General features: G+C 57.8%; 13 protein-coding genes and 1 pseudogene. 7 read left to right on the forward strand and 7 right to left on the reverse strand.

Annotation, left to right across the window (positions count from 1 at the left end; genetic code table 11):
• Positions 1 to 197: 197 nt before the first annotated feature.
• From QEN71_RS08470 to QEN71_RS08485, 4 genes are all read left to right on the forward strand, one after another.
• Positions 198 to 1,676 carry a flippase gene (locus QEN71_RS08470; protein ID WP_290468237.1) on the forward strand — a complete coding sequence of 493 codons (1,479 nt, stop codon included), beginning with the start codon at positions 198 to 200 and terminating at the stop codon, positions 1,674 to 1,676.
• Complete coding sequence (locus QEN71_RS08475; RefSeq protein ID WP_290468238.1) at positions 1,673 to 4,174, forward strand: glycosyltransferase family 4 protein; 2,502 nt, start codon at positions 1,673 to 1,675, stop codon at positions 4,172 to 4,174. The genes QEN71_RS08470 and QEN71_RS08475 overlap by 4 nt, the downstream gene beginning before the upstream one ends.
• A 56-nt stretch (positions 4,175 to 4,230) precedes the next feature.
• Positions 4,231 to 5,751 carry a mannose-1-phosphate guanylyltransferase/mannose-6-phosphate isomerase gene (locus QEN71_RS08480; protein WP_201654813.1) on the forward strand — a complete coding sequence of 507 codons (1,521 nt, stop codon included), beginning with the start codon at positions 4,231 to 4,233 and terminating at the stop codon, positions 5,749 to 5,751.
• 94 nt (positions 5,752 to 5,845) lie between these two features.
• Positions 5,846 to 6,934 (forward strand): glycosyltransferase family 4 protein, encoded by a 1,089-nt coding sequence (locus QEN71_RS08485; RefSeq protein ID WP_201654784.1) that lies wholly within the window; start codon positions 5,846 to 5,848, stop codon positions 6,932 to 6,934.
• Between the two features lie 47 nt (positions 6,935 to 6,981).
• Here QEN71_RS08485 and QEN71_RS08490 read toward each other — a convergent pair.
• The 5 genes and pseudogenes from QEN71_RS08490 to QEN71_RS08510 form a co-directional block, all read right to left on the reverse strand.
• Positions 6,982 to 7,666: pseudogene (locus QEN71_RS08490) on the reverse strand (IS30 family transposase); the annotation flags it as partial.
• Positions 7,667 to 7,773: 107 nt separating this feature from the next.
• Positions 7,774 to 8,754, reverse strand: coding sequence for an acyltransferase family protein (locus tag QEN71_RS08495; RefSeq protein WP_201654781.1), 981 nt, complete (start codon positions 8,752 to 8,754; stop codon positions 7,774 to 7,776).
• Positions 8,724 to 9,535, reverse strand: a protein-coding gene (locus QEN71_RS08500; protein ID WP_233471987.1) for an IS5 family transposase whose coding sequence is annotated in 2 segments (ribosomal slippage) — positions 8,724 to 9,187 and positions 9,187 to 9,535 — 813 coding nt in all. Because the reading frame shifts where the segments join, the coding sequence is not laid out codon by codon here. Before QEN71_RS08500 ends, QEN71_RS08495 begins: the two co-directional genes overlap by 31 nt.
• Positions 9,536 to 10,404: 869 nt before the next feature.
• The gene (locus QEN71_RS08505; protein ID WP_201654778.1) at positions 10,405 to 11,775 is read right to left on the reverse strand and encodes an undecaprenyl-phosphate glucose phosphotransferase; all 1,371 of its coding nucleotides are present in this window, start codon (positions 11,773 to 11,775) and stop codon (positions 10,405 to 10,407) included.
• 3 nt (positions 11,776 to 11,778) lie between these two features.
• A complete protein-coding gene (locus QEN71_RS08510) occupies positions 11,779 to 12,780 on the reverse strand; it encodes a helix-turn-helix domain-containing protein (RefSeq protein WP_201654775.1) in 1,002 nt (333 codons plus the stop codon).
• Between the two features lie 480 nt (positions 12,781 to 13,260).
• Here QEN71_RS08510 and QEN71_RS08515 point away from each other — a divergent pair, with 480 nt between their 5' ends.
• On the forward strand, positions 13,261 to 14,412 hold the full coding sequence (locus QEN71_RS08515; RefSeq protein ID WP_201654772.1) for a porin: 1,152 nt from the start codon (positions 13,261 to 13,263) through the stop codon (positions 14,410 to 14,412).
• Positions 14,413 to 14,520: 108 nt separating this feature from the next.
• Here QEN71_RS08515 and QEN71_RS08520 read toward each other — a convergent pair whose 3' ends face one another.
• A complete protein-coding gene (locus tag QEN71_RS08520; RefSeq protein WP_201654769.1) occupies positions 14,521 to 15,108 on the reverse strand; it encodes an NUDIX domain-containing protein in 588 nt (195 codons plus the stop codon).
• A 160-nt stretch (positions 15,109 to 15,268) separates the two neighbouring features.
• On the opposite strand from QEN71_RS08520, the gene QEN71_RS08525 reads away from it, so the two are divergent.
• Positions 15,269 to 16,024, forward strand: coding sequence for a DeoR/GlpR family DNA-binding transcription regulator (locus tag QEN71_RS08525; protein WP_201654766.1), 756 nt, complete (start codon positions 15,269 to 15,271; stop codon positions 16,022 to 16,024).
• Positions 16,025 to 16,041: 17 nt separating this feature from the next.
• Here QEN71_RS08525 and QEN71_RS08530 read toward each other — a convergent pair whose 3' ends face one another.
• Entirely contained in the window at positions 16,042 to 16,449 is a 408-nt protein-coding gene (locus QEN71_RS08530) for an SRPBCC family protein (RefSeq protein ID WP_201654763.1), read from the reverse strand.
• A 407-nt stretch (positions 16,450 to 16,856) separates the two neighbouring features.
• Between QEN71_RS08530 and QEN71_RS08535 the strand changes: the two genes are divergently transcribed.
• The gene (locus QEN71_RS08535; protein WP_201654760.1) at positions 16,857 to 17,843 is read left to right on the forward strand and encodes a peptidoglycan DD-metalloendopeptidase family protein; all 987 of its coding nucleotides are present in this window, start codon (positions 16,857 to 16,859) and stop codon (positions 17,841 to 17,843) included.
• The last annotated feature ends 46 nt before the right edge of the window (positions 17,844 to 17,889 follow it).

Here is a 17,889-nt window from a genome sequence, read left to right on the forward strand (position 1 = left end):
TCAAGGAGATGATCGATTAATATTAGATTAGAAATACTTAATTATCTGAAGTGGAAACGGAGTAGTAGGAACGAATTCTCATCACTTACCGAGGGTGGATGCCTTGCAAGCTCCCGATGAAATTCTCAACTACGAATCGTCGCCTAAACGCCGTCCGTGCAAGACCGGCAACGCATGACTGACTCAAAAGGAATCTGATGGACAAGGGCATCCTAAGAAACGTAGTGATCAACCTGATCGGACTGGTGTTGCCGACGTTTGTGTCGCTCGTCACGGTGCCGTCGTACATCAAGCTGCTGGGCGTCGAACGCTACGGCGTGATCAGCCTCGTCTGGACGCTGATCGGCTACTTCAGCATCCTCGATCTCGGCATGAGCATGGCCGCGCAGAATCACATCTCGAAGGCGCGCGCGTCGAACGACGCCGATGCCTGCGAACAGGTGTTCTGGAGCGCGACGTGGCTCAATCTGGCGACGGGCATCGTCGGCGGGCTCGTCATCTACTTCGGCGCGGCGCTCTATACCGCGTACTTCTCGAAGGTGTCGCCCGAACTGCAGCACGAGGTCTATATGGCGCTGCCTTGGCTGGCGGTGGCGATACCGCTGGCCAACGTGTCGTGGGTGTTCGCTGGTGCGATCAACGGCGCGGAACGCTTCGGCATCTACAACACGAACCAGACGCTCGGCACCTTCCTGTTTCAGCTGCTGCCGCTCGCGGCCGCATGGATGATGGGCCCGACGTTACAGAACGTGCTCGCGGCCGCTGTGATTACTCGTTTCCTTTTGGCGGTCCTGCTCGGGCGCGCGGCATTGGACGTGCTCGGCATCCGGCGCATATACCGACCGAGGTATGCAGTAGCTCGAGAGCTTTTTGAATTTGGCAGCTGGATGCTGATTGCAAGCATCACGAGTGTGGTCGCCGAATCGCTCGACCGCGTGATGCTCGGCACGAGTCTCGGCGCGCGCTTCGTCACGTACTACACGGTGCCGCAGAACCTCGTCACGCGTCTGAACATCGTGCCCACGGCAATGCAACGCACGCTATTCCCGCGGCTTTCCGCAGTCGGCCGCGACGATGCCGACGTCATCATGCGGCAGTCGCTCGAGTTCCTGAACGGCGTATTCACGCCCGTTGCGCTCGTCGCGATGATCGTGCTCGAACCGTTCCTGCGTGCGTGGGTCGGCAGCGAAATCGCGGACGTGGCAGGGCCTGTCGGCCGCATTCTGATCATCTCCGTGTGGCTCGTCGGTCAGGCGAACCTCGCGCGCATCCTCATTCAATCGCAGGTGCATCCCGCTTCCGCTGCGCGTCTTGGCCTGTTCGAACTGCCGTTCTTCGCGGGCGCGTTGTGGTTCGGTATCACGCATTTCGGGCTGACGGGTGCCGCTGTCGTGGTCGCCGCGCGCGGGCTGTTCGATTACGTCGTGCTGTTGCGCCTATCCGCGATTCACGCGCGTCCGATCGTGCTCGACATGTGCGCGCATCTCGTCTTCCTGGTGGGCACGTTGTGGCTCGCCACCTTGCTGTCCAGCCTGCCGATGGCCATTGCCGCGGGCGCGCTCGTCGTGAGCGCGAACGTCGCCTGGTCGCTCACGATGACCCCTGCATTGCGCGATCTTGCGCGTTCGCTGCTTGCGCGTCTGAAGTTGCGACTCAATCCGAGGAATAGCGCATGAACCACGATATCGTTGAAGAAGACCTGCTGCGTCCCACGCCTGTGACGCGCGATGCAGGCCACGATCTCATCCCCACCACGCCCGTTTCCAGGCCACCTGCGACGCCCGTGAAACGACGCGGCGCGCGCAGCGTCGGCCCCGTGCGCGTCGCGATCATTCACGACTGGCTCGTTACTTACGCGGGCGCCGAGCGCGTGCTCGAACAGATCGTCGCGTGCTTTCCGGATGCCGATCTGTTCAGCCTCGTCGATTTTCTCGACGACCGCACGTTTTTGCGCGGTAAAACGGTGACGACGTCGTTCATCCAGAAGCTGCCGATGGCGCGCACGAAGTACCGTTCGTATCTGCCATTGATGCCGCTCGCGATCGAGCAGCTCGACGTGTCCGCATACGACGTCGTGATCTCGAGCAGCCATGCCGTCGCGAAGGGCGTGCTGACGGGACCGGACCAGGTGCATATCAGCTATGTGCATTCGCCCATACGCTACGCGTGGGATTTGCAGCATCAATACCTTCAACAGTCGAAGCTGACGAGCGGACCGAAGTCCGCATTCGCGCGGCTCATCCTGCACTACATGCGCAACTGGGATATCCGCACGTCCAACTCCGTCGATGCCTTCGTCGCGAACTCGGAGTTCATTTCACGCCGCATTCGCAAGGTCTATCAGCGCGAATCCGAAGTGATCTTTCCGCCCGTCGATGTCGAGGCGTTCTCGCTCTGCGAACAGAAGGACGATTTCTATCTGACGGCGTCGCGCATGGTGCCGTACAAGAAGATCGATCTGATCGTCGAGGCGTTTGCGAAGATGCCCGAGCGCAAGCTCGTCGTGATCGGCGACGGTCCCGACATGCAGAAGGTGCGCGAGAAGGCGACGCCCAACGTGCAGATCATGGGCTATCAGCCTTTCAACGTGCTGCGCGATCACATGCGCCGCGCGAAGGCATTCGTGTTCGCGGCGGAAGAGGACTTCGGCATTTCGGTGGTGGAGGTACAGGCCTGCGGCACACCCGTGATCGCTTACGGCAAGGGCGGGGCGCTCGAAACCGTGCGCGACCAGTACGAATCGCATCCGACGGGCATCTTCTTCAACGAACAGACGACCGATTCGATCATCGATGCCGTCGAGCATTTCGCGAGCGATCCCGCGCGTTTCAGGCCCGCCGACTGCCGCGCAAATGCCGAGCGTTTTTCGATCCGCCATTTCCGCGAGCGCTTCTTCGGCTTCGTGCGCGAGTCGGTGCCGGCATTGCGCGGCGCGTCGCTGCCTTCCGACGATCCGCCCGTCATCGGCAAAGAACAGAAGCATGAAACGAGTGCATTGCGCGTGCTCGCGATCGATCAGAGCGGCGTGATGGGTGGCGCCGAACTGTCGCTGCTGGAGATCGTGAAGGCGCTCAAGGCGCGCGTGCAGGTCGTGCTGTTCGATGACGGCCCGTTTCGCGTGGCGCTGCATCGCGAAGGCGTCGCCGTCGATGTCCTCGATCCCGGCGCGATACGCGAAGTGCGCAAGCAGGGCGGCACGCCGCCGCTGGCGAAAGCGGTGAAGGGCGTCGCGTCGCTGGTGCGCGCGACGGTCGCGCGTGCGCGTGACAGCGACGTGATCTACGCGAACACGCAGCGAGCGATGGTGATCGGCGCGATCGCGGGACGTCTCGCGCGACGCCCCGTCGTCTGGCATCTGCGCGATATCGTGAGCCCCGAGCATTTCGGCGGCAAGCAGCTGGCGATCATCAAGTGGTGCGCGAAGTTCGGCCTCGCGCATGTGATCGCCAATTCGGCCGCATCGGCGCGCGCGTTTTCCGATCTGACGCAGTTCGGCGACAAGCGCATCGACGTCGTGTTCAACGGCATTTCCAGCGCGCCGTTCAATGCGCTGCGCGATGTGCCGCAAAGCGTGCTGCGCGCGCGGCTCAATTTGCCGCAGGATGCTTTCCTCGTCGGCTCGTTCAGCCGGCTCGCGCAATGGAAGGGGCAGCACGTGCTGCTCGAAGCGATGGTGCTCAATCCGCACATGCATGCCGTGCTGGTGGGTGCACCGCTGTTTGGCGAAGACGCATACGAAGCGAAGCTGCATGAGTTCGTCGCGGCGCATCGTCTTGAAGAGCGGGTGCATTTTCTCGGCTTCCAGGACGACGTGGCCGCGTGCATGTGCGCCGTCGATGTCGTCGCGCATACGTCGATCACGCCCGAACCGTTCGGCCGCGTGATCGTCGAAGGAATGCTCGCGCAGCGGCCCGTGGTGGCGTCGCGCGCGGGCGGCGTGACGGAGATCATCGACGACGGCGTGAACGGCGTGATGTGCACGCCGGGCGATGCGCATGCGCTCGCCGATACGCTTGCCGAGTTGCGCTCCGATCAGGCCTTGCGCGATCGGCTCGTCGCGCGCGGCTATCAGACGGCCGTGCGCAAGTTCGGTACGCAGACGTACGTCGAGGGCGTCGAGCGCATTCTGGCGAACGTGGCGGGGACAGGGCGTTTCACCAAAGTCTTAGCGTAGATCGCCCTGATTTCGCCTACTTAACTATCAAGAAGTAACAAACAATGAGTACCAAAATGAGAGAGCCTGTCGAACTTCTGAAAGCTGACGACGAATCGCGGAAGAGCGAGAGCGTAGGTACGCCACTTACGATTCATTCGGTGGTTCTCGCAGGCGGATCGGGCACACGTCTGTGGCCGGTATCACGGCAGCGGTTCCCGAAGCAACTGATTCCATTAGTAGGCGAAGATTCGTTACTACAGTCCACGGTGAAACGGCTCGATAACCTCCCATCGAGTATCCAGGTCAATCAGACGTTGACTGTCGTATGCAATGAAGAGCATCGCTTCGAAACTGCGGAGCAGTTGCGCGTCTGCGGAAGGAATCACAGGATAATTCTGGAACCGTCCTCCAGAAATACTGCGCCGGCTTTAACAGTTGCGGCTCTTTCGATCGTTGCACTACACGATGATGGCATTATGGTTGTGATGCCAGCAGACCACTCGTTCGACAACATTCACTCATTTCAGTCAGCGGTCGATGCAGGCGTTCCACATGCCGAGAAAGGGGACGTAGTAACGCTGGGGGTGATGCCTGACGGCCCGGAGCTGGGCTACGGCTATATCCGTCTTGGTTCGACAGTCGATAGTCACGAGAAGATCCGATGGTTGGACGGATTCGTAGAAAAACCGTCACTCGAAGTCGCGCAGGAATACTTCGAGTCAGGGAATTATTGTTGGAATAGCGGCATCTTCATCATGCGCGCATCAGTGTGGTTGAGAGCGATTCATCACTACCATCCACAAATATATTCGGCGTGCTATTCGGCGTACAAAAACGGAAGCTCGGACCGAGATTTTTTCAGGTTGGAGCGGGATGCATTCGAATCGTCGCCGTCGGACTCGATAGATTACGCAGTGATGGAAAAGTTTGGACGTCGTGATTCGATCTGCAAAGGCGTTGTTGTTCCCGTCGATGCAGGATGGTCCGACCTTGGATCCTGGGACGCAATATGGAAAGTTATGGACAAAGATTCGCAAGGGAACGCAAGCAGAGGCAATGGCCCGGTCATATTTGAAGGTGCGTCGTCAACACTTGTGCACTCCGTCGATCGGCTTGTCGCATGTGTGGGTACCAGTAATATTGTCGTTGTCGAGACACCGGATGCAATCCTTGTGGCGGATAGATCCGCAGTGCAGGATGTGAAAAAGATCGTTGAGCGGATACGCGATAACCACCGTGAATTGACGGTCAATCACCGGAAAGTTCATCGGCCTTGGGGGTATTACGACTCGATCGATAAGGGCGAGCGCTTTCAGGTGAAGCGAATCGTAGTGAATCCGGGCGAACAGTTGTCGCTGCAGATGCACCATCATCGCGCGGAACATTGGATCGTGGTACGTGGTACGGCATCTATCACCCGTGGCGAAGAACGCTTCACGATTTCTGAGAATCAGTCGACCTATATTCCATTGGGTGTGATTCATCGCCTTGAGAACCCGGGCAGGATTCAACTTGAGATGATCGAGGTGCAATCAGGTTCCTATCTTGGCGAGGATGACATAGTCAGGTTCGAGGATACATATGGGAGAGGATAAAATTATAAGCGGCATAATGCAGTCTTTAATCAGTCGATTTTCAAACTGAAACGTCGGGTTTGGAAGTGGGTTCGATTTAATCGGATAATTAGTAATGCGTATCGTACATCTGGCGAACCATATCAGAAATTCCGGCAATGGAATTGTGAACATGATGGTTGACTTGGCCTGTTCTCAAGCCAACGCTGGCAATGAGGTCATTGTTGCTACATCGGGCGGAGAATTCGATGAATTGTTAAATCGTCACGGGGTCAGGACGTTTCAGTTGCCACAGTCATCTCGCTTATGGCGAATTTTTTCCATGATACGTGCATTTCGAGAATTGGCGCGCGAGTGTCAACCTGATGTTGTGCATGCACATATGGTTACTGGCATTCTGATCGGTCGATTTGCTGCCGTAAAGCGCAACTATGTGTTAGTAGCGACTGTGCACAATGTTTTTCAAAGAAGCGCATCTCTTATGAGGTTGGGTGATCGCGTGGTTTGTGTCACAAAGGATGTTGCAAAGTCCATGCGGAATCGTGGAATATCAAGATCGAAGATCGAGGTCGTCAGAAATGGAACGATCGGTTCACCCCGTCGTTCGCAGATGGAGTTGCCTTCCGCAGAGACACTGGAGCGCCCATGCATCGTAACTGTTGCCGGGATGTATGAGCGCAAAGGTATTCGTGATCTGATTTTGGCGTTTTCATTAGTTAATGGTCGATTTCCGGAGAGCAACCTATATTTGGTCGGTGACGGACCGGATAGACCCGCTATGGAAGCACTTGTGCACGATTTAAAGCTGGAAGAACGTGTTCGCTTCACTGGGTTTATCTCAGATCCACGTTCCTATCTTCGAAATTCGGATGTGTTTGTCCTGGCGTCGCACAACGAGTCAGGTGCATTGGCATTGGTAGAGGCGCGGGAGGCCGGCTGCGCGATCATTGCTACGGATGTCGACGGAAATCCCGAGATGCTTGATTTTGGGCGCGCGGGTGTATTGGTGCCAGTAAAAAATCCGGAAACACTTGCCGATGAGATATGCATGATGTTGCATAACCATGAACTGCGAGAATCGTATCGTCAACGAAGTCGCATCGGTATAAATGAATTCCGGGTCGAGAATGTTTGCGAACAATATCTCTCAATCTATCGCCGCGCGATCATATGCTTGGGAAAGCGGAGTGGCAAGCGTGACTGATGGTTTAGTCATTGTGTATTTACCATCTGACGCCTGAGAACCGCGTCCTTTACGCCGGTCGCAGCGGCGAGTTTGTCGTGACACGCCATTTCGTTGCCCTGATCCTGCGTCAAGCTCTGCCGTAGCGGCGCGGCAATGGAATTAAATTTGGCAGAGAAACCCGCGAGCGCCGAGTCAGCCGTCGCATCGTCCATCCGGGCAAGCAGCACGAGGCGACTGGTGCGTTCGACCAGTACGCCAACGGCAGAGGCATTATTGGCGCCCTTGATGAAGTCGCCCTCCCAGTGCCCCGGCGTCACGCAATCATCCACCTAGGGCGGGCGCATGCGAATGCTGAGCATGTCGGGGATCCGGCCGCGTCGGTCTTTGCCTCGACTTCGTGGGTGCGATCGCTGCTATGTTGGCGCAGACAGGCGATGAGCTGGCGACGCAGTTCCGCATACGGAGGGGTGTAGATAGCCGTGTAGATGGTTTCGTGCGAGACCGGCTCGGAAGGATCATTCAGGTACATACGTCTGAGCGTACCCGATATCTGCTGAGGCGGCCATTTCCAGTCCAGCAGCGTGAGGACGATACGCCATGTCACCCCTTGCGGGTCGAGCTTGGCGGGGCGTCGGTTGAAGGCGAACGCTCAAGCATACGGACCATGGCTCGTATGCTTGAACCCTGCAGACGCAGGCTGGCGATCGCCAGTCGCTCTTCGGGCTGGAGTTGTTGGTATCGTTTTTCCATGGCAACACCTTAAACGAGTCAGGGCGTTGCACTTCAAACTTGAAAACTGGCTTTTTAAATCATGGTTTTCAGTGGTCGACTACGCTCGGAGCCCTAAAAGGATTTTGCTAATCCGTCGTGGTCAAGTTTATGTTGCTATGTTGCCGATCACGCGGCGTGGCGTACTGCAATAGAATGCGACGGAACTTGGCGTCATATGGGTTCAGAGCTGCGACCAGAGCAACCATGCCAGCCAGAAATGGAATGCTCGTGAAGATCATTTCCGATGAAGAAAGGTGGAAGTGACGGCTAAGAACGATTTGGAGGAAGGTGCCTATTGGCTCATGTAGTACATACATTCCGTATGACACGGAGCCGGCAAGAAGGCAAGCCCGGCGAACTGACACCGATGGCTCGCAGTGCACTGCGAACCACGTAATTGCGGGAATTATTACAGTGACGGAAGCCAGGACATAAAACGTATCGAAACGCGCAGGTACGTTGACAAATGTCATAAGAAATGCGAGTGCAACGATGAGTAGCGCGCCAGCGTTGCTTCTGAAGCGTGTACTGGGTGCGAGTCTGTGGATCAAAACGCCGATCGAAAACGAAAAAATCACGCGCACCATGCCAACGTACGCGCCTTTCCACGCGTAACCCTCGCCGAAGTTCCCGAGCATAACGATCGCCAGAACCGCGCACCACATAACGACAATAACGACGGTCAAGACGCGCGTCGTCAATCGGGGAAGAAAGCATGCATACGCGGCGTTGGCAGCCAGTTCGGCAGACAGGGACCAACAAGGTCCGTTCGTTGGATACAGCTGATGTGCAAAAGGTACAGGCAGCATCAGCAGCTCGACAAGGGACTCGCCGCCGATCTTCAGCACAGGATGGTCGGTGGGCTGCGCGCCGTACCGCCAGAGCACATATGCGGAGATTGCACCGGCGATTAGCCCGAGCAGGTAAAGGGGGTATAGCCGGATGGCACGTAGACGCATGAATTCGAGGGCATTAAGAATACCTGACAGAATTCGACTTTCATACGTGCGCGCAAGAACGAAACCACTTACAGGCGTTAAAAAAATGAGTTCTTCAGTTTTCGCCAACAGATGATGCAGCAGGCGATTTTCATGAAGGCTTCGTGGATAAACGCAAGGCGTTCGAAGCGGATGCGCAGTCGTCGAAAGTTGTGAAGCCATGAGATGGTGCGCTCGACAACCCAGCGGGTTTTGCCCAGTCCGCTGCCGTGCGGCTCGCCGCGTCGGGCGATTTCAGTGGCGATGCCGACTGCGTGTAGCGGACGGCGGTATTTGTCGTGATCGTAGCCCCGGTCGCCCTGAACGATGCGGGGCTTCGAAAGTGGCCGACCTCGCTTGCCGGCAATGGGCGGGATGGCGTCAACCAGCGCGTGAAGCTGGGTGACATCGTGGCGGTTGGCGCCGGTGAGAATTACCGCGAGCGGGATGCCCTGCGCCTCGGTAATGAGGTGGTGCTTTGAACCTGGTCGCGCGCGGTCGGTGGGATTCGGTCCCGTTTTTGACCTGCACCCACCGCACGGATCGAAGAGGAGTCGACAACGACACGCGACCAGTCAATCCGGTCGGCTTCGCGTAGCTTTGCGAGCAGGACCTCGTGCAGTCGGTCCCAGACACCGGCGGCCTGCCAGTCACGCAGACGGCGCCAGCAACTCATGCCGCTGACGCAGCCCATCTCGCGTGGCAGTAGGTCCCAGCGCAGGCCCGTCTGCAGGATGAACAGGATGCCTGTAAGCAGCGCACGATCATCGAGTGGCTTGCGCCCTGGATAACGGCTTCGCCTCGGTTTTGGTGGGGGCAGCAATGGTTCGATGAGTGCCCAAAGTTCGTCGTCGAGTATGGGTTTAGCCATGGCCTTTTCGTCGTCGAAACAAGGAAAAGGTTAACAGGAATCATCGAGAGTAAACAGCCCCTTTGTTCATTTTGTTAAGGGTTCTTATAGCAAAAAATAGGTCGACGGCGAGATAGGCATGGGAAAATTCATGCCACGAGAACATCACGCGTAAGTGAAGTGCCACCACGCAGAGCGCGGCGACGCCTCTCACGCCGTCAAGGGTTGCGTATCTATCATCATTGATTTTCAATTCACAATCTGATTAAATTTAAAATATTGAAAAGCAAATAGGAAAACTAAATATTGGATGAGAGAACATAAAGTCGAAATCACCAAAATGACATTCCATAAATTGTCGATCGGATTGTCTTTTATCAAAGAAGTCGATTGCAACTGCGACTACGGCAAGCGTCGGAATCCGAGTGATGATTACAAACTTCTGTTTGAGTGATGCACTCTAGCCAGAGTCGTGACCGTTATCGGCCGAACGCCAGCGACCTTGCGAGCAGCGTACCAGTTCGGATTGAAGGTCTTTCAACGAGTTGGTACATCAGATAGCTGATCGGTACGGTCAGGGCGGCGGCGAGCACGATCACCCTTCAACCACTGAGTTGGTTACGACATACCCCTGTTCGCCTGATAGCCGGTGGACATGAGGCTGTAATGTTTTTTTTCGTTGTGAGTGGCTTTGCACTCACCCTTCAACTGACCTCCGCAAATCGGCCGATGTTGCTTCAATATCTCGTTCGACGTCACATCGAATTTCATGAATCGACCGTTAGCGCGGCGATACCCCGCAAGGCGTCAAGTTGTTCGAGTCGATCCGGATCACTCATAGTCTATTTCCAATAAAGTATTTGATCAGGGGATTTAACTGTCTTAATGGACTAGTAAGCACTCCGTCCTACAAACCCATTCGCAAGGGTAAGGAAAATGATCCTCATATCCATCCAGAACGACCAATGCTGGATGTAATACAGGTCGAACTTGACCCGCGCTTCCATCATCCGAATCTCGGCCGTCTCGCCGCGAAATCCATTGACCTGTGCCCACCCCGTGATGCCCGGTTTGATCCGATACCGAAACATATAGTGCTGCACGACGTTCTTGTAGTACTCGTCGTGCTCCACGGCGTGAGGCCGAGGTCCGACAACAGACATCTCTCCTTTAAGAACATTGAGAAACTGCGGCAACTCGTCGAGACTGGTGCTACGCAAGAAACGTCCGACCTTGGTAACGCGGGCGTCCCCCTTTCGCGCTTGGACAACAGTGCCCGGCTTATCTGCACCTTGGTACATCGTGCGAAACTTATAAATGGAAAAAACATCGCCGTTCACGCCTTTACGGTGCTGCCGGAAGAGGATGGAACCCGGCGACGATAATTTGATTGCGATTGCAATCGCGATAAGAATCGGGGAAATGCTGACCAAAACAAAGAATGCGAATACGCGATCAAAGATTTCCTTCGGCACGGTTTCCCAATTGCGTTCCGGCGTTGCCATGACGTTCAGTATGGGAATCCCACGAAAGTCATCAACAACGGATGTGGTAGACGCGCCTACCTCCAATATCGGCAGTACGCGTATATTGACGAAGTCGTCACAAAACGCTTGCAAGAGATCTTCGACGGAGATGGGCTGAAATAGCGAGTTGACAATCCATATTTCACGGAGCTTTTCTGCTCGTACGATCTCTTTAAGCTTTGCCAACGATTTCACTGCAGGAATAATGCCGATCGTCGTATTAAAGGAAAGATATGGATCGTAGATCACTTCTGGGATGAACACCCTTCTGACCTGCGGCGCGATTCGGCCAAGCAAATCATCGTTTGCAGAACACGCCGCCACGATAGCTACTCGCATTGGTGCAAAACGCCACGAGCGAATCAGCGACGGCAAAACATGAATTGCGCACCGTCCAACGATGAGCGCGCATGCGGCAATAACTGTCCACCAGAGCAGCCAGTGGCCTCGCAGTTCGCTGCCGGGATAGCCGTGCGATATCGCCGCCAAAACCAGTTGGGCAACAAGCCATGCAGCCAGCGCACGCATCACATTGTTAATCGCCGATTCATAGCGAAACGGCTGATAAACCCGCGTTAGTCGAAAGGTGATGAACGGTAGCGCAAATCCGAGAAGGCCGAGTAATCCGTCTATATGTGAGAACGCACTCTCGTCATGGAAGACAATGCATTTCGAAATATAAGCAGACACCGAAATACACAGAAAGTCCGCGGCTTTGGAAATAGGTGTCAGCATCGTTTAAGTAGGCCGATGACGTTCAAATTGCGCGCTTCTTGATGCATCAGTAGAAATAGAGCGAACCCGCCCCCGATACTCCGTCGGCGATATCTGCCAAACCTGCCGAAACAACCTCGCCAGACATTCCCCGCTCGTCAGCCCGCATCGCCGTGCGATTTTGTCGACGGGCAAATCACTCGACTCAAGCATCGCAGCAGCCAGCTCGACGCGCGAGCGTCGCAGGTGTTCCGAGGGCTTGATGCCCATTTCCGCGCGAAAGTGTCGCAAGTAAGAGCGCTCGCTCATCCCAGCCGTCTGCGCAGCGACCGTAACGGAAATAGCCTTATTGCAATTACGTGAGATCCACTGTGCGCTCTCGTGAATCTTGTCCTTGATCGACTTTGCGTTATCGCCGGCAATGGCTGTGAACTCGGGCAATCCTGTATCCGGAATCAACTCGAGCACGCGACGCAAAACGGCCACGCCAAAGTCCTGTCGAACCAGTTCGAGGGCCAGTCGCACGGCCGAGCGCGCGATGACACCCATAGACCCAGCAAGCGGGAATCGAATATCGAAACGTCCGCGCGACTCGCCAATCGCGGACATCAGCGCATCGCCATTCCCGATCGCGAAAAGGTCATCGGCGCGACGTGCAGTCTCGCGAAGCCATTCGACGAATCGGAGATCGGTTTCGAAGCCCACAGTCGGTTCTCCGCTCGCAACAAAGAGCGCGCGCATAGCAAAAAGCCGCTCGACACTCTGCGTCAGCACATCGATCTTCGCGGAACTGGATACGCTTCCTCCATGACTGGAGACGAAAGCTGTCCGATAACAAGGCAGCCCGCCAGGCCCAGCCGCCAGCACCTGATTCGCCTTGTCGAATACGTTGACGACTTCGGCCGCGGGCAACATCGAGAAACCGTCGAATACGGCGATCCCGATGAAGTGTGCTTCGTGCGCTTCACCGTGAGCTGGAATGGCGCGGCGCGTATCGCTTGAAATCGTGCGATCAGTCGTTTTCATCAATGCCTCCCTGCTGCGTATCGACGTACCTGGTGCGCACAATTGAGCAGCGATCCCGATCGAAAGCTCTGTAGTTCTTTTAAGCGCGCACCGCATAGAGGCGCAGAGGATACGAAGACGTTTCAACATGACCAATCGGATAATTCCGATTCGCCGCGCAGAGCTCTCTGCATCGACAACACGGTGACATTTCTTCGAATTGATCTGTCAGGCAGATTCAATTGCACGAATTGATGCACCATTCGTGGGCATTTCACAACGATTTTCGAAGCCGTCCCGACTTCAACTGGACTGGGCGATGGCGCTCGGGCAGCATCTCGTCCGTTGCATGCATCCTGAGTAGCAGCGGCGTTGTAGTTGCGCCGGAACTGCGTGCAAACAAAACGGCAAGAAGCTGAACAAATAGTAAGCATGCCGAATAAAAAGTTAAATTCATTCAGCACGCCAATCAACACCTCTACCAAGATCGGAGATCATCCAATGAAGAAACAGGTCATCGCGCTGGCCGCCTCGGCCGCGTTTGGCGCTCCCGTGTTCGCACAAAGCAGCGTCACGCTGTACGGCGTGATCGACGAAGGCGTCAACTACACGAACAGTGTCGGCGGCCACAGTGTCGTCGAGCTGCAAAGCGGTTATGCGCAAGGCAGCCGTTGGGGCATGAAGGGCGCGGAAGACCTGGGTGGCGGCAACAAGGCGATCTTCACGCTCGAGAGCGGCTTCGATCTGAATAGCGGCCGTGCAGGTCAGGGCGGCCGCATGTTCGGTCGTCAGGCGTATGTCGGTATTTCGAACGATCGCTTCGGTACCGTCACGTTGGGCCGTCAATACGATTCTCTCGTCGATTACCTCGCGCAGACGACGTCGAACGGCAACTGGTCGGGCTATCTGTTCTCGCATCCGTTCGACAACGACAACACGGACAACTCGTTCCGCGTCAACAACACGGTCAAGTACGCGAGCCCGGACATCGCCGGCTTCCAGTTCGGCGGCACGTACAGCTTCAGCAACGACACGAATTTCGCCAACAACCGTCAATACAGCTTCGGCGCGCAGTATGCGACGGGCGGCCTGCTGCTCGCAGCGGCGTACCTGCAGGCGAACAACACGGGCGCGACATCGGCGGGCGCGATCGCGACCAACGACGCCAGCTTCTTCGCGCAGCGCATGCGTGTGTTCGGTGGCGGCATCAACTACGCGTTCGGTTCGGCGACGGTCGGCTTCACGTACACGAACTCCACCTACAACAACCCGACGGGCAACGGCTACCTCGGCACCCCGGGCGCGATCGTCGCGGCTGGCTCGACGCTGAACCGCCTGCGCTTCCAGAACTTCGAGCTGAATGCAAAGTACCAGCTGACGCCCGCGTTCTATGTCGGCGGCGAATACGTGTACACGCTGGAGAACTACGATGCATCGACGGGCGGCGTGAAGCCGAAGGTGCATTCCGTCGGTCTGATGGCGGACTACAACATCTCGAAGCGCACCGACTTCTACGTGCAGGGCATGTATCAGAAGGTCGCGGGCGACAAAACGAACTCGATCATGGACAATGCGTTCATCCTCGGCACGCAAGCGCCGTCGTCGACGTCGAACCAGCTCGCATTCCGCGCCGCGATTCGCCACAAGTTCTGATCGAGGCAGGCAGCAAGCGACATTTGTGTCGTCAGATTTCCACGCATTTCCCGTCGCGCTTCATGCGAAGCCCGACGGGTTTTTTTATTCTGCCATCGCCTCAACACATCACTGCGCAAACAGATGAAGCGCCGCGTATTGCAGCAGCATGATGGTCTTGCCGTCCATGATTTCGCCATGCGCGATCATCGTTAGCGCCTGGTCGATCGGCAGTTCGAGCACCTCGATATCCTCGCCTTCGTCGGCGACGCCGCCGCCGCGGCTCACACGCGCCGCCGCATCATATTCGGCGACGAAGAAATACAGCTTCTCGGTCACCGAGCCGGGACTCATGAACGCCTCGAAGACCTTGCGCACCGACTCCACGCGATAGCCCGTTTCCTCTTCGACTTCCGCGCGGATCCGCGCTTCCGGCGATGCCATTTCGAGCAGTCCGGCAGGCGCTTCGATCAACATCCCTTCGTGTCCGTTGACGAACGCGGGCAAGCGAAACTGCCGCGTCAACACCACGGTGCGCCGTCGCGGATCGTAGAGCAACAGCGTCGCGCCGTTGCCGCGATCGTACGTTTCGCGGCTTTGCCGCTGCCAGCTGCCGTCGCCGCGCCGGTAATCGAAGGTGGTCTTCTTCAGCACGTACCAGTCGTCGGACAGCACCTGCACATCGACGATACGCACGCGGTCAGCCGTTTCGCTCATGAGCGTTCCCTGTTTCGGTTTCACAAGCCGATCGAGCGATCACGATCGGGCAAGGACGTAGCCCGATTGGCCGCGTCGTCGAATGATGGTATCGTGCAGATTCGTGCAATATCAAGAAAATTCGTGCAATTTTGCGTAAGCCTTTGATCAGACAAACAGAATGCTGACCTCCCAACGCAAGAAGCTGATTCTCGACGCGCTCAGGCGCGACGGCCAGGTGCTCGCCAAGGCGCTGAGCGACACATTCGGCGTGTCGGAAGATACGGTGCGCCGTGATCTGCGCGAGCTTGCCGCCGAGGGCAAATTGCAGCGCGTGCATGGCGGCGCACTCGCTGCGTCGCCGGCGGTGGCGAATCTCGCGGGCCGGCGGGCGATCGGCTCGGAGGCGAAGGCGGCGATCGGCCGGGCGGCCGCGCAGATGATCGCGCCGGGCCAGATTGCGTTCGTCGATGGCGGGACGACGGCGATCCAGTTAGCGCGACATCTGCCCGTCGATCTGCACGCGACAATCGTCACGCACAGTCCGAGCGTCGCGGTCGAACTCGCGGAGCATGAGGCGCTGGAAGTCGTCGTGATCGGCGGGCGGCTGTTCCGTCATTCGATGGTGACGGTCGGCGCGGCCGCTATCGAAGCGCTCGGCCACGTGCGCGCCGATCTCTACTTCATGGGCGTGACGGGCGTCCACCCCGAAGCGGGGCTGAGCACGGGCGATCTGGAGGAGGCTTACGTGAAGCGCGCGCTCATGGCGCGGGCCGCCGAGACGATCGTGCTGGCATCGTCGGAAAAACTGAACGCGGCGTCGGCGTACATGATTGCGGGCATCGAGGCGGCGAGCACGATCATCGTCGAGAAGGGCACGCCCGAGTCGACCACCGCGCCGTTCGAAGCGCCAGGCGTGTCGATCGTGCGCGCCTGAGCGAGCGGGCCTGCGCTTTATCGTTGCTCGAGGAAGCGTTTCAGTTCGGCGAGATCGCGTTCGACCCATTGGGCGTCGGCGGCGAACTGCGCGTCGCTCATGTTGGGCGTCCGGAGCAGCGTGAACAGCACGTCGGCGCCGTCGCCGTTCGGAATGACGCGCATCGGTATCGCGATCTCATCGCCCTTGCCGGTGATCACGCGATGATCGAGCACGCCATGCGGATTGCGCGGCGTGAAGCGCACGGTGACAGGGCTGCCGTCCGCGCTTTCGAAGGTCCACTCGACGCCTTCGCCGCGCAACGGCTTGCCGAGCCCCGACGCCCATTGCGCGAACGACAGCGGGTGTTCCATGAACGCGTAGACCTCGCGCCAGTCGCGCGCGATCGTCACGCTGATCGTTTTCGATTCCGCTACGAGAGCCATCGTTGTCTCCATCCAGGTAAGCGCCGCGAACGCTTCTCAAGTTTCGCGCGCTACATGCCGATATGAAATAGAGCGGTATGGGCGAAGCGCGGCCGGGGTTTTCGGCGGCGCGGAAGCACGCCAACAATACCGCTAATAAACATTTGTATCGAAGTGTTCGCGCGTCGGCTTTTGCGATGACGGCACTTTACAATGCGGCTTGGATTTAAAAGGCTAATCCGACCCTTTTGGTGGAAGATCGCATCGCGTTTGACGCGGCTCCACTTTGCAAGGGCATTCCGGCTGCTGGCCGGACGGTTGAGGCCGCAACGAGGCGGCATGCTGCGCGCTGTCGGCGGGTGTCTGAGACATCGGCTGATCGGGCAAAGCGCGCATCCGCTCTTTGAACGAATAACGCGGGAGAGCATATGTCGAAGAATGGTTTCGACAGAACCTGGGCCAGTTTCGCGAGCTTCACACTCGCCTTGATGTTGGGCGCCTGCGCGCATGTCGGCGAGCAGGAAGCGAAGAACAACGACGCGGCATCGACCGCGCAGACGGCAACGGACGCGGCGTCAGCAGCGCCCGCGCCGCAGATGGTCGCGCAGCCGGTGCCGCCCGTGATCTACAAGGTGCGCCGCGGCGATTCGCTGGTTCGCATCGCGCGCAGTCATAACGTGACGGTCAAGCAGATCGTCGCGTGGAATCATCTGAAGCCGTCCGCGCGGCTGCATATCGGACAGCCGCTGAAGGTGTCGTCGCCGGATGCAGTGAAGATGGTCGCCGTGCCTGCTGCTCCATCTGCGGGCCAGGCGACCGGTAAGGCGTCGAATGGTGTCGCGGCGGTAGCCAGCGGTGCGTCGAATCCGGCGGTGAGCAGTGGGGCGGGTAACGCTACGAACGCCACGAGCGCCACGAGCGCTACGAACGCCCAGAATGCCACGCCGAACACGATGACCGCCACTGCGCCCGCAACAGGCGCGCCCGCGCCGAGCGCCGCCGAAGCGCGCGAAGTGAACGCCGAAGTGGCGCGTCACGCGAAAGGCGTGGCGCTGATCTGGCCGGCGCAGGGCAATGTCGTCGGCGGGTTTCAGCCTGGCGAAACGCGCGGCATCGAAATCGGCGGCAAGGCGGGCGATCCGATCCGCGCGGCCGCCGACGGCAAGGTCATGTACGCCGGCACCGGTCTGAACGAGTACGGCAGCCTGATCATCGTCCAGCACAACAAGGACTTTCTGACGGCCTACGCGCACAACCGCAAGCTGCTGGTGAAGACGGGCGACATCGTGCGCAAGGGGCAGCAGATCGCCGAGATGGGTAACGAGAACAACTCGCGCGTGTCGGTGCTGTTCGAACTGCGTCACGACGGCAAGCCGATCGATCCGATGCCGTATCTGCCGCATCAGCGCGGATAACGCGCGCTTCACCTCGACGCTTCACGGAAAGGCTCTGGCAAATTCA

It is taken from the genome of Paraburkholderia sabiae (assembly GCF_030412785.1).
Taxonomy (GTDB): domain Bacteria; phylum Pseudomonadota; class Gammaproteobacteria; order Burkholderiales; family Burkholderiaceae; genus Paraburkholderia; species Paraburkholderia sabiae.

Coding starts and splice junctions, on each gene's coding strand:
- QEN71_RS08510 (WP_201654775.1), bottom strand. CDS start 12,780: ATGAAAACGACTGATCGCACGATTTCAAGCGATACGCGCCGCGCCATT.
- QEN71_RS08475 (WP_290468238.1), top strand. CDS start 1,673: ATGAACCACGATATCGTTGAAGAAGACCTGCTGCGTCCCACGCCTGTG.
- QEN71_RS08530 (WP_201654763.1), bottom strand. CDS start 16,449: ATGGCTCTCGTAGCGGAATCGAAAACGATCAGCGTGACGATCGCGCGC.
- QEN71_RS08525 (WP_201654766.1), top strand. CDS start 15,269: ATGCTGACCTCCCAACGCAAGAAGCTGATTCTCGACGCGCTCAGGCGC.
- QEN71_RS08480 (WP_201654813.1), top strand. CDS start 4,231: ATGAGAGAGCCTGTCGAACTTCTGAAAGCTGACGACGAATCGCGGAAG.
- QEN71_RS08520 (WP_201654769.1), bottom strand. CDS start 15,108: ATGAGCGAAACGGCTGACCGCGTGCGTATCGTCGATGTGCAGGTGCTG.
- QEN71_RS08505 (WP_201654778.1), bottom strand. CDS start 11,775: ATGCTGACACCTATTTCCAAAGCCGCGGACTTTCTGTGTATTTCGGTG.
- QEN71_RS08470 (WP_290468237.1), top strand. CDS start 198: ATGGACAAGGGCATCCTAAGAAACGTAGTGATCAACCTGATCGGACTG.
- QEN71_RS08515 (WP_201654772.1), top strand. CDS start 13,261: ATGAAGAAACAGGTCATCGCGCTGGCCGCCTCGGCCGCGTTTGGCGCT.
- QEN71_RS08485 (WP_201654784.1), top strand. CDS start 5,846: ATGCGTATCGTACATCTGGCGAACCATATCAGAAATTCCGGCAATGGA.
- QEN71_RS08535 (WP_201654760.1), top strand. CDS start 16,857: ATGTCGAAGAATGGTTTCGACAGAACCTGGGCCAGTTTCGCGAGCTTC.